We start from the raw sequence: 12,169 nt of genomic DNA on the forward strand, positions 1-12,169 counted from the left end.
AATGGACATCTGAAGTTGATTCCGCCGAACTAATGAAAAAGAAGAGGTGGAATTAGAGAAATGAATATGCTTCTCCTTAAAAGGATAGAAGAATTAACCTTATATCAAATGGAACTTCTTAACGGATTAAAAAATTAGAATTAACTCGAAAATAAAAGAATTTAAATTATGAGAACGACTTTCGTATCTGTCCTATGTTTAATAGGTTTTAATACTGTTTTACAAGCTCAATGGAATCAATCAGGAAGTACAGTTACGACATCCAATCAGGTGATTGTCAACAGTAGTCTTAGGTCATTTAGTATTCAATTTTTTGATTCCGATTTAGGCCAAAACCACGATAACACTATGTTTTATCGAGATGATGAAGTTTCTGATCAGACTTTATTAAAGCTAGAGCTTGGTGATGAACCAAGTGGAAGTTTTGAGATCGGATATAGAAGATATCAGGATAATGTTTGGGTGCCAAATTTTTCATTCAAAAATGGTAGCCTGGGTATAGGTACTTCAACTCCAGATGAAAGACTTACTGTAAAAGGAAAAATACACAGTCAGGAAATAAAAGTAGATCTATCCATTCCTGCACCAGATTATGTATTTGACGCAAGTTACTCTCTAAGACCGTTAGATGAAGTAAAATCTTATATAGAAGAAAATAAACATTTACCAGAGATACCCTCAGCTTCTGAATTTGAAAGTGATGGGATTACTGTCGGAGAAATGAATATGTTATTACTTAAGAAGATAGAGGAGCTAACACTATACATATTAGATCAAGAAGAGCGAATAAAAACTTTGGAGGATATTAATAATTAAAGAATTCACGAAAACTACAATTACTTATTATATTTTATGGCTAAAAATTTTGCAAGAAAATTAATTGTATGCCTGAATTATAAACGACAGTTCTAAATGAGAAACTTTTGATCGGTAGTCCGTTTCTTTATTAAATTCCACTGAAACTATCTGACCAAAATTGCTGTGTTGTTCTAATTCATAAATCAAACCCAATAAATTATTGAAATCACCCTTTAGTGTTAGCCCGTAACTGGTAATCAATAATTCTTGTTCTTTATAATAGTGGGGCTCATCAATTTTTAAAATTTCAAGCTTATTCAGTTTAGCGTATCGATCAACGCGGCCTAAAAGATTATTTTGTAGAGACGTCCCATTAAGTTGATAAGCGGTTAGAATAGAATCATATTCGCGATTTTTGAGTTTTAATGAAGTTATCTGTGAAGGTAAATTTTGCGAAATCTCCTGATTTTTTTTTAAGTGTTTGTATTCGTCTTTTAAGGCCAACGTTTCTGAAAAAGCAACCAGATAGCAAACTAAAAGACTTAGTATAAAACCAACTATTAAAATTTTATTTTTCGTGACGAGAATCATTATTCCTGAAGTATAAGGATTAACTGAAATTTAGATAGATTACCAGGTGTTTGCTCCAAGTTACCTATGTTAACCTGTGTCGCAAAAGGAAGATTTTCGAGCTCCGAAATCCATAGGGATAATGAGCGATTATCCTTAGATTCTCCTTCAATAAAAATTTTCAGATCTTCCAGTTCAATAGCTTGATCTGATTTGATTGCCTTTGTTGCAGGTTGATATTCCAATTTTTGTAAGAGTATTTCCTGGGGTAAACCAGAGGATATTTGGTCTATATAATAAGAGGTTTTTGAATTTTTGGATTGTTGAACGTCTTTTAGCAGTTTTTCCTTTTTAGCAACTGTTTCGGTAAGCTTTAATGCTAATTCTCTTTGAGAATTATTAAGTGCATTGAGTTGTCTAAGTTCTTCGATGTTAGAATAATAACTATTAAAAAACAAAAAATTAATGATTAGTAAGCCAAGTAAAATCACAATTGTTGCTGGTAAACCTAAACTATAAAAGCGCTCATTATAAAATACATTCTTTTGCTGTGTTTGGTTATCATCAAAACTAAATTCAGTAAACCTTCGACTTGTAGCTTCTGTATAATTTCCCGAAAATGCTATCAAATACTTTTCCTCAGTGTTAAGAGTTGCTTCCTTTAGCTTATTTTCCAGACTTTTATATAATATAGAATTCAGACTCCAACCAGTAACGTAGATTTTGTTATCTTGACAAATTTTAATTATTTCGTCTAGGGGTGCTTTTCTACAAAGCGCTAGCTCGGTTTCCAACTCAGTGAAATAGCCTTCATAATAAAAATCTTCAGGCTGGAGATTTGGAAATGCCTGCTTAATGGCTTTAAACAAATCCTTTTGAAGCGGGACCGTTTTTTTTATTACCTGAGCTGTATTATATATAAGAAATAATTGGCTGTTTTTAGGAATTAATGTAAATACTTCTTCAAGTTTGATAAACTCTTTATTTTCAAGGATCTCTAATTCATTTTTTATAAGCTTTGCTTTGACGAGGAGATAGGATATTGTGGTATCTGACTGATGTATCTCTAAAGAAAATAGTAAAGTTCCTTCTTTTAAAGAGTGCATTAATTTCTTAAAACTACTCATAGCCTAATATATTATAGTTGGCTTAATAAGAACAGTGAGTTTTGATCTGCTATCTTTTCGGGTACGTGTGCTAAATAACCATTTTAGTATGGGTATTTTAGATAGAAATGGAACACCTGTTCCGGTATCGTCCTTCAATTTTTCTTCCAATCCACCCAAAACAATAATATCATTATTTCTTGCTTTCACGAGAGAAGTAAATTCTCTTGAATTTATACCTGGAGGAGCGTCTTCTGCAATTCGTTCACCATTAAAGTTAGATTGAATAACCCTCATATCTAAAGTGACTATGCCGTCTCCTGAGACCAAAGGCCTTACGTCCAGAGAAAGTTCAGCATCTATAGGTTGATAGTTTGTTATCTCTGAGGTTGCAGGATTTTGAGAACCAATAAATGTTTGATTGGTTACAGCATAATAGCTTGTTTGGCCGTTGCTAAAATAAGCGCGATGTCCATTTAAAGTAGCTATTCTAGGAGAAGACTTCACTTTGAAATTTCCATTAGATTCCTGAGCTTTTATTGAAGCAAAGAAGTTAGGCATGACTTTACCGATATTAAAGAAACTACTTCCATCTATTCGGCCAAGAATCCGGTTAACGGTAGTTGCATCGAGTTGCATATTAAGGTCAGGAAATAATTTTCCCTGAGTTTGTGAGGGTTCAGTACCCAGACCCCATTCTACTCCTGCCTCAAGGGTTGCATTTCTTGAGATTTCAAGTATCATTACTTCAATCAATATGACCGGAACCGGCTTGTCTATGTCTTCAATGAAGTTTTTGAAACGCTGTACATTTGCATCAGGACCACTTACCAAAAAACTATTAAGTTCTTTATCGACGCGTATATCAAGGCCCCTTTTTACTTCGTCGGGGATAATCTCTAAAAAATCTGTACTGCCTGAATTTCGAGATTCACGATTTTGCTCATACCTGCTTTGTTGATTATAAGTTTGGCTGTTATTGCCATTGCTGAAATTAGAATTACCGAGGTCATTAAAGCTGGTATACCCTTGATTAAAACCTACGGTTCTTCCGGCAGTTCTTCCTGTACGTACCGGATCATTCATAAGTTCAATGGAACGGTGCATCAAAGGAATAATCTGAACGGTACGTACTGAGAGTTGATCAACTGTACCAAAATAATAGATGCCGTCTATTTTTTTATAGGAGTAATTTTTGTTGTTAGGACCTTCAATTTGCTGATTTTGGTTTGCTCTTTGAATATTAGAATCATATTGAGGGATGTTTGAATTGGTACCATTCTGGGTTCCTTCAAAGAGAATTTTGAGTAATTGATCGTACGAAATATCCGTAGCTTTTAGACTTGTAATTCCTACCTGTTCTAGTGGCGAGGCAAGAAAATAATCTTTGCCCAATTCATTGCTTATGTCATAGACAACATTCGCAATGGGGGTATTTTCAAAATCAACTTCAATAGTATTTCTAAGGGTATCAAGTATTTTAAAATAAAAGTTTGAGGTTCTTCTGTGTATAGGTCTTTGAGAATTAGATGCGCCTAGTCCCGATGTCATTCCTGTATCAGAGGGCTCTGTACTTTCAAATACAAAAAAATTGTCTTTTGTTTTTGTTACGATAAGATTGTTAGAAAAGGCTAGTTTGTCCAAGGCTGCTTCGATAGGCATTTCTTGTATGTAAACGGTAAGTCTGTTATTCTCCAATCCTGGGCTATAGACTAAATTTTTCCCACTTACTTCGGTAATTTTTTTGAAGACCTCATATAGTAAATCTTCTTTTAGATCAAGGCTTAAGGACTCACGGTTGGGGTTATAGTTGATAGGTATTTCCCTGACGGGTATCGGAGCTGTAGGAGGTACATAATTTTTAACAGCTAGAATAGAACCGGTAACTTCAATTGTTAATTGATACTCTTTACATAAAAAGAGTAAAACATCCTGTATACTAACTCCTGTAAAATTATTAGCAATGGTTATTTGATCAAGCGAATTACTCACATTAATATTTACATTATGAACTCGGGAAATAGCAACAAGAAAATTAGGTAATGTAGTATTTTGTAAATCAACATTAATTTTTTCATCCAAACCTGGAACATCAACTTCCAAACTTTCTAATTTATAGCGCAATTGAGTAATTCGGTCAGTTTCACTTTGTGCCAAACAAAAGCAACAGGAAAAAAGTATGATGTAAATGATATAATGCCTCATATTTCAAATTTCATTGACCAATAGCGAGAAAACTTCATCTAACGAAGTGAGCCCCTCTTTTATTAATCGTTCAGCGTGATCACCTAGCTGCGGTATATTATTTTGTTTCAAGTAACTGTCTATGTTTAACTTTTCTGATTTTATAGCATTTTTTAGGTCATTTCCAATAGGAATAATTTCATAGATAGCTATCCTCCCGGAATAACCAGTTTGGTGACAATGTTTACAACCCTTTGCAATATAATGTGTGATAAGATTATCCGGAATTTTATAGTTTTTAGGAAATTCATCTTTGTTTATAGGGGCTTCTGTTTTACAAACTATACAGAGTTTACGCACAAGTCTTTGGGCAATGCTTATATTAAGAGTACTGGCAATAAGAAATGGAGGGACGCCCATATCTATAAGTCTTGATACGGTTGCCCATGCAGAATTTGTATGAATTGTAGATAGAACAAGATGACCCGTTAACGCAGCTCTGATGGCCATATTAGCTGTTTTCACATCTCGTATTTCACCTACCATAATTACGTCTGGATCTTGTCTTAAAAAGGTTCTCATAGCACTTGCAAAATCCAAACCGATATCTTCACGAAGCTGTACCTGATTTACCCCTTCTAGTGTGTACTCAATGGGGTCCTCAATAGTGAGAATTTTTGTACTTGGTGCATTTAGAAGTTTTAGGGTTGCATACAGTGTGGTTGTTTTTCCAGAGCCTGTAGGTCCAGATATCAGGACTATCCCATTTGGGCTCTTTATAGCTTCTTTGTACGTTTTTAACTCATCAGCTGTGAAGCCTAAATCCGCCAGGTGAATATTGCTAGTATCTTTACTTAAAATTCTCAATACGATACTCTCCCCATGCAAAGTTCGCAAGGTTGAAACACGTATATCAAACTCAGTATTTCCCAATTGCATCGTTATTCTTCCATCCTGAGGTAGCCTGTTTTGAGCAATATCTAAAGACGCTTTGTTCTTAATTTTATTGATAATAATGGGATATTCGTCAATGGGAATAAAAAATTGCTCTTTTAATTTACCATCAAGTCTATAGCGTACTCTGCATTTATTTTCATAGGGTTCGAAATGAACATCGCTGCTACCTATTGATTTAGCTGTAAGTAGAATTTTTTCGAGAAAATCTTGCGTATAGCTTATAGCCTGTGCCTCTTCACTAGTAGATCTTCTGTAATTTGTACTTAACAATTTATCTATTACGATAGAACTTTCCTGTCTTATTGTTAAAGGAATCCCGAGGATGACCTGCAATTCAATTTTAATTTTTTCAAGATCTTGTCTATCCGTAATAAATTGATATGATGAATTGGTGTAGCCTAAAGGTACAGCCCTGTAGGCAAAGGCTTCATCAGAAGCAATTATTTGTTGTATTTCAATAGGAATATCGAAATCTATAGACTTCATATAAGGTAAAGGTTTTGATAAAATCCGAGCCAGTCAACGATCATTATGAGACAGAAGAATAATGAAATTGTACCTGCTAGTGGTACCGTCTGTCTTTTGGAAATAAAACAGTGTGAAAAGACAAGACTAAAAAATATAGAGAATGTAAACATTACAATGAATGATATTGGTCCGAACGAAAAAACCAAAGAAATAAACAACAATAAGTCACCTAAACCAAATGACTCAAAGAACTTTCTTTTTAATATTATCTTTGAATAAAGAATTAGAACAATTACTACTGTAGTGATAATAATTCCATTTATAGCACTATGGATTAAAAATTGCAGATATCCTGCTCTATCCAGATGCAATATTATAAAGGAAATAGCCACTATTGGAAATAAAAACCAGTAAACTAACCTATTTTCAAGATCTTGTATGAAAATAATTATAAGAGAAGTTAGAAGAATAAGTTTAATTATAAAAATCAATCTTTTACTGTTTGCGTTGGATTACCATTCTCATCAATCTCCCATTCATTCATTATTCCATCCCTGTCAAAATCGGTAATTGCAACAGCTCTAACTTTAAATTGATTGTTGTTTGATTGGATAATTTCATAAACATAATTTGATGTGCCATTTTCATTTACTGTTCTCGGTGATTCAAAATCAAGTGTATTGAAATCATCGGCATATTTTGAATTCAAGTAAAAATATTGGGTCTGTAAGTTATAAATATACTTAAGTTGGATTTGAGCTTCCATACTTTTAGCTTTTGATATCAATGGTAGTAGTTTGGGCAAGGCTAATAGTAATAAAATACCAATTATAGCCAAGGTAAACAACATCTCATTAAGATTGAATGCCGCAACTTTATTGTTATTTAATTTTCTCATAGATTTAAACTTGTCGTAAATGTAATATATCAGCTTTAACTTGACTTTAATTAGTAGTCGGCTTTTATAAAATCAGACAACAAGATGTAATTTAACATTAAGTTAAACGTTTAATGACCTAAAAACATTGAAGTATAACATTTTTATTATTTAAATTTGTAATTCATTAACATTTATAATAAAAAATCATATCCCCTACTATTGATTTTGGTTAAAACTAGAATCTGTGTATCTGCAAAAAAAATATTGCTTACTTATTGTATTACTTTTCTCATTAAATGTCCAAGCACAAAAAAGTAAAAAGTTTGAAAGACTTTCTGAAGAGGAACTTTTAAAGTATTACGATTCAACTGCTGATTTAGATAGTTTACAATTTATTGCTAATCGCTATTTAGAATTAGCTAAAGCATCAAATGATAAAATCAAGTTAGCCAGAGGATATGACCTTATGGCGAGGGTATATGATACGGACACCAATTTAAAATATGCCGATTCTATTATTCAGGTAAGTAAAAATCTGGAAAATCATAAAAATTACCCTGCAATCGGTTATTTACTAAAGGGGGTTTATTACTATATCAAAGATGATTTTGTAAATGCGTTAGTTAATTTTGAGGAGTCAGAGCAGTTTATTTTGAAGAGTGATTTCGAAAAAATTCTAACATATAGATTAGGAGTTTCTGCAATACATAAATTGGTTGGTAGCAGTAGTATAGAATTTCAGAAAAGGACGCTTCAACTCATCGAAGATCAGGAGGATTTTGAATTGGTATATTACGATGCTTTATTTAAAGTTTGCGAAGGTATTGGTTATTCCTATCTCGATATAAATGATCTTAAAAATGCAGAATTTTATTTTTTAAAAGGACAAAAACTAGTTGATAAGTTAAATCTTGATGATTATGAAAGTTTTATATTCCACGACAGAGGAATTCTTGCCTTTGAGAATCAGGATTATGATTCTGCACTTGATTTTTTTAACAAGGCCTCTGTTTCTGATTTCGATTTAAGTAAAAGAATAACTTTCTTAATTGATAGGGCTAATGCCAAGCAACTTTTAGGAAATTATGCAGGAGCTAAAAAAGACTTTATTAGAGCCAACTCATTATTTGTTGATAGTGGGGTTTTTCCGCAACAGTTGAATGATTTATACAGTTTTCTGATCTGCGATGCCAGCGACTCAAAGAATTTTGAAATGCAGCAAGTATATATAGATCGCTTTATTCGCGTTCAAAATGAAGAAAAATCTCGTTTTGAGGATTTAAATAAATATATCAATAGCAAAAGTAAATATTGGAATCACTCCTCTGAAATCATTTCAAAATCAACATTCTATAAATTAGCACTTTTTTTTGTATTGATCATAGCGACGGTATTACTGTTTGTTGTGATAGCGCTGTTAAATAAAAGCGGAGAAGTAGCTGATAAATTATCAACGTTTCTGGTAGGAGGTTTTCTGATTAGAAGCCCTAGCTATAAGGAGGAGAATACATTACAGAAAAATATAATTTCTGAGCAGGAAGCTATTCTTATAAAAAATGATGTAGATTCTACAAATGATTTAGGAATTGATGTTGTTGTAGTAAAAGACATTCTTAAAAAGCTAGATGACTTTGAGGCTAAAAAGGAATTCATCAAAATAGGAGGATTGAGAAATGTTTCTTGTCATTTAGAAACCAACAGCTCTTACCTTTCAAAGGTTATTAATGTCCATAAAAAACAATCTTTTGCTAATTATATTCACGAACTAAGAATCGCAGAAGCTGTGGATAAATTAAAGAGCGACCCCATATTAAGATCCTATACAGTAGAAGCTATTTCCAAAGAATTTGGTTACTCTAGTGCAGAATCTTTTTCAAAAGCCTTTAAAAGACTCACCAATTTTTACCCCTCGATTTTTATTAAAAATCTAGGATAAAATCTAAGAACGGATTTTGAATTTTAAATGGCGTTTTAATATAGAGATTTCTTTGTTTAGTTTTAAATTCATTTCCTCTCGATTTTTATAAAAGCCGACCAATAAACTTTGATTTGAAGTAGGCTGAAATGCATCTTTGCTGAAGATTAAATATGAGATTAGAATGTTGACAATTAATCTTAAATAGAGTTTATAGTTAAATGAAGAAATCAATTTATTTTTTTGCAGCGGCGTTTTTTCCATTTACAGTAATTGGGCAGACTTTGACAAATTATGGAACCAATTCAGGAACTTTGGGTAGTTTTAGTGCTTATTATGGAGGAGCTGCGGGTTCAATCACTCAAAGCGAAGCTTCAAGCAACACCTTTATAGGCTTTGAAGCAGGTAAGCAAAATACAACGGGTTCTAATAATACATTTATTGGTAAATCTTCAGGATATGGTTTTGGTACGGGAGATAATAATGTTTTTATCGGACATCAAACGGGCCAACAGGCTAATGCTGCCCTAAATAATACTGCTGTTGGTAATGGTAGTGGTTTTCGTTTAACGGGTGCCGATAATACATTTTTAGGTTATAGAAGTGGTTTTTATACTACTACAGGTTCCTCGAATATTTTATTAGGGTTTGCTTCGGGTCTTAATAATATTACAGGATCAGATAATGTATATATTGGTCTACGTGCGGGACACGATAATACGCAAGGATCACGTAATGTATTGTTGGGCAGAAATGCGGCTTATAAAAATACGTCTGGTTCTAATAGTGTTATGTTGGGTTATCAAGCAGGATATAATAATCAAGGCTCTGGTAATGTTTTCATCGGTTTTGAAGCTGGTTTAAATGAAGCAGGGAGTTCGAGTCTTTATATAGAAAATTCACGAAATGAGATCCCTTTGATATATGGAGAGTTTGCGGCTAATGTGGTTGGTATTAATACAAAACAAATACCCTCAGGTTATACATTTGCCGTTAAGGGTAAAGCTATAGCTGAAGAAGTGAAAGTGCAATTACAGTCTGCCTGGCCTGATTATGTTTTTGATCGGGACTATAATTTAATGACTCTAAAAGAAATTGAGACGTATATAGAAGCAAATAACCACTTACCAGAAGTTCCTAGCCAAAGTGAGGTTAAAAATGCTAATGGTATAGAATTGGGAACTATGAATGCCTTGTTGCTGAGAAAAATTGAAGAGTTGACATTATATGCGATTGAACAAGACAACCAATTAGAAGTACGTGCTTCCCGTGAGCAAGAATTGACATCTCGTTTGACTGAGCAGGAGAAGTTATTAAATGGCCTTTTAAAACGTCTTGAAATTTTAGAAAAGCAGCAGGTTATATACGTGACCGTTATAAAGTAAAAAATAAATTTTAATTTTTAGTATGAGTAAGATTACCCCTTTAGTTATTAGTGTTTTAGCCTTGGTTTTCGGTGTTTTCACGTTTTTTTATTTAAAGAACAGCAGCGAACTGGTTTATGTAGATGTCAACCGGCTTTTAGACGGTTATAAACGTACCGCTGTGGTTAAAAAAGAATTTGAGGCTAAGGCCAATACCCTAAAGGCCAATGCAGACAGCTTGCTTACCGACTGGCAGAATGAGTTAAAGAACTATGAGAAAGAACGCAGCTCGATGTCAAAGAAAGAGCTGGAGTTAAAGCAGGAATTGCTTTCCAACAAGCAGCAACAAATCAACAGCTATCAGCAGGCTGTGCAAAAGCAGATTCAGCAGGAAGATCAGAAGATTACCCAAACGGTAATCAATGACATCAATGATTTTGTGAAGGAATACGGCGAGCAAAAAGGCTATCGCATTATCTTTGGTGCCACTGGAGGCGGGACGATTATGTACGCGCAGGACGGCTCAGACCTTACTGATGAAGTGCTTGAAGAGCTTAACACGCAATTCACAGGCAAATGATACGAAGCTGCTTAAGCTTTTTGGTTGTACTATCACTGACACTCTGGGTGAGTTCGTGTTCTACACCTACCTTCAATTCGAGTGACGAGCTAACCGAGTATATCACCGCAGAAGATTCGGAGTATCTGGTGTCTAAGGTAGTTAATGGTGTAGATTTTAGTATGCTTTACCGCCCTACAGACCTGTTGGTTTTTCAGGAGCTCAGCACCGGATATACTCAAGAGGAGGTGGATAGCCTGCGTTCTAAGTACGGCTCGTATCTGTATTTTAACCTGTCTATGTCTAAGAATAATCAGGAGCTTTTAAACGGTTTGGCAGCAGACCGTAACCGGTTTGGAGCAATGGTCAACACCCTGGCATTTGGGATGGGAGATAAACTCAATCTGATTACCGCTACGCGGGATACGGTAGCCCTTGCAGATTATGTATACCCCAGAATGTATGGGATGAGCCGCTCAACAACCATGATGCTGGTCTACCCCAAAGAAGAGGTAGAACGGGCAGAAGGTGATTATTTTACCTTAACGCTTCAGGACCTTGGTTTTGGAACCGGGGAGGTGTCCTTTAAGTTTCCCAAATCTGTTTTTACAGATCAGCCCGGGATAGAATTTTAGATTTTACGGCTTCGTAGCTGTAAAGTCGGCCAAATAGAACATAAAATTATAAGAAGATGAAATTTGTTTTCACCCTGTTGTCAGTGGCTGTACTGATGAGTTGTGCAGCACCACTGGCCCCGGTCACCCTATATATGGAAAATGGGGAAGTGGCCAAAGGTTTTGCTACCCAAAACCCATACAAAAAAGTAAAGTTTAAAACGGAGCGTCAGGGCAATGGCGTCACCTACACTTTTGATGAGATCGCTCAGGCGGAGTACAACACCAATGAGGGCATAAAGCGCTACATCAAATTACCGTTAGCAGATAAGGAAGATGAGCTGGTGGTACAGGAGATTGTCACAGGTAGGGTGAGTTTGTATACTACCAACCGGCAGGGCTATAACCCGGGGGCACCTATGGGTTTTGGAGCAGCCGGAGGAATGGGAATGGGCTTTGGTGGTTATGCTTACAATATAGACAACTTCTACCTGAAGCGAGAAACAGAAACAGGGATGACCCATCTGGGCTCCAATCAGCTTTTTACTAAAAATTTCATCAAAGCAGCGAGTGATTATTTTAAAGATTGCCCTCAGCTGGTAGAGAAAATAGAAGCGAAGGACTATCGTAAACAAGACCTGCGGGCGATAGTGACGTATTACAATGAAAACTGTGATTGATAAAGGCTTAAGTAGTAGTCTGAATTTATAAATACCGAGATAGAAAATTAGAAAACCAGCCTTGGTTTTAGTTG

11 protein-coding genes are annotated in these 12,169 nt (G+C 34.7%); 6 read left to right on the plus strand and 5 right to left on the minus strand.

Features of this window, described 5'->3' with window-relative positions:
- The first annotated feature begins 168 nt into the window (after positions 1–168).
- Positions 169–816: a hypothetical protein gene (locus tag ACSSS3_RS13555; RefSeq protein ID WP_442845071.1), complete on the plus strand. Its 648-nt coding sequence runs from the start codon at positions 169–171 to the stop codon at positions 814–816.
- Positions 817–876: 60 nt separating this feature from the next.
- On the opposite strand, the gene ACSSS3_RS13560 is transcribed toward ACSSS3_RS13555, so the two are convergent.
- The 5 genes from ACSSS3_RS13560 to ACSSS3_RS13580 all read right to left on the minus strand — a co-directional run bounded on the left by ACSSS3_RS13560 (position 877) and on the right by ACSSS3_RS13580 (position 6,981).
- Positions 877–1,389 carry a hypothetical protein gene (locus ACSSS3_RS13560; protein WP_442845072.1) on the minus strand — a complete coding sequence of 171 codons (513 nt, stop codon included), beginning with the start codon at positions 1,387–1,389 and terminating at the stop codon, positions 877–879.
- Positions 1,389–2,495: a PilN domain-containing protein gene (locus ACSSS3_RS13565; RefSeq protein ID WP_442845073.1), complete on the minus strand. Its 1,107-nt coding sequence runs from the start codon at positions 2,493–2,495 to the stop codon at positions 1,389–1,391. The genes ACSSS3_RS13560 and ACSSS3_RS13565 overlap by 1 nt, the downstream gene beginning before the upstream one ends.
- Positions 2,496–2,498: 3 nt before the next feature.
- Positions 2,499–4,577 carry a type II secretion system protein GspD gene (locus tag ACSSS3_RS13570; RefSeq protein WP_442845074.1) on the minus strand — a complete coding sequence of 693 codons (2,079 nt, stop codon included), beginning with the start codon at positions 4,575–4,577 and terminating at the stop codon, positions 2,499–2,501.
- Positions 4,578–4,682: 105 nt separating this feature from the next.
- Positions 4,683–6,101 (minus strand): GspE/PulE family protein, encoded by a 1,419-nt coding sequence (locus tag ACSSS3_RS13575; RefSeq protein ID WP_442845075.1) that lies wholly within the window; start codon positions 6,099–6,101, stop codon positions 4,683–4,685.
- A gap of 469 nt (positions 6,102–6,570) precedes the next feature.
- On the minus strand, positions 6,571–6,981 hold the full coding sequence (locus tag ACSSS3_RS13580; RefSeq protein WP_442845076.1) for a hypothetical protein: 411 nt from the start codon (positions 6,979–6,981) through the stop codon (positions 6,571–6,573).
- A 226-nt stretch (positions 6,982–7,207) separates the two neighbouring features.
- Between ACSSS3_RS13580 and ACSSS3_RS13585 the strand changes: the two genes are divergently transcribed.
- The 5 genes from ACSSS3_RS13585 (at position 7,208) to ACSSS3_RS13605 (ending at position 12,095) form a co-directional block, all read left to right on the plus strand.
- Positions 7,208–8,899 carry a helix-turn-helix domain-containing protein gene (locus tag ACSSS3_RS13585; protein ID WP_442845077.1) on the plus strand — a complete coding sequence of 564 codons (1,692 nt, stop codon included), beginning with the start codon at positions 7,208–7,210 and terminating at the stop codon, positions 8,897–8,899.
- Between the two features lie 200 nt (positions 8,900–9,099).
- Positions 9,100–10,263, plus strand: a complete 1,164-nt coding sequence (locus ACSSS3_RS13590) for a hypothetical protein (protein WP_442845078.1) — start codon at positions 9,100–9,102, stop codon at positions 10,261–10,263.
- Positions 10,264–10,285: 22 nt separating this feature from the next.
- The gene (locus ACSSS3_RS13595; RefSeq protein ID WP_442845079.1) at positions 10,286–10,822 is read left to right on the plus strand and encodes an OmpH family outer membrane protein; all 537 of its coding nucleotides are present in this window, start codon (positions 10,286–10,288) and stop codon (positions 10,820–10,822) included.
- Positions 10,819–11,436 carry a hypothetical protein gene (locus ACSSS3_RS13600; RefSeq protein ID WP_442845080.1) on the plus strand — a complete coding sequence of 206 codons (618 nt, stop codon included), beginning with the start codon at positions 10,819–10,821 and terminating at the stop codon, positions 11,434–11,436. Before ACSSS3_RS13595 ends, ACSSS3_RS13600 begins: the two co-directional genes overlap by 4 nt.
- A 56-nt stretch (positions 11,437–11,492) precedes the next feature.
- Positions 11,493–12,095: a hypothetical protein gene (locus ACSSS3_RS13605; protein WP_442845081.1), complete on the plus strand. Its 603-nt coding sequence runs from the start codon at positions 11,493–11,495 to the stop codon at positions 12,093–12,095.
- Positions 12,096–12,169: the final 74 nt, after the last annotated feature.

The organism is Leeuwenhoekiella sp. H156 (assembly GCF_052218455.1).
In the GTDB taxonomy this organism is placed as follows: domain Bacteria; phylum Bacteroidota; class Bacteroidia; order Flavobacteriales; family Flavobacteriaceae; genus Leeuwenhoekiella; species Leeuwenhoekiella parthenopeia.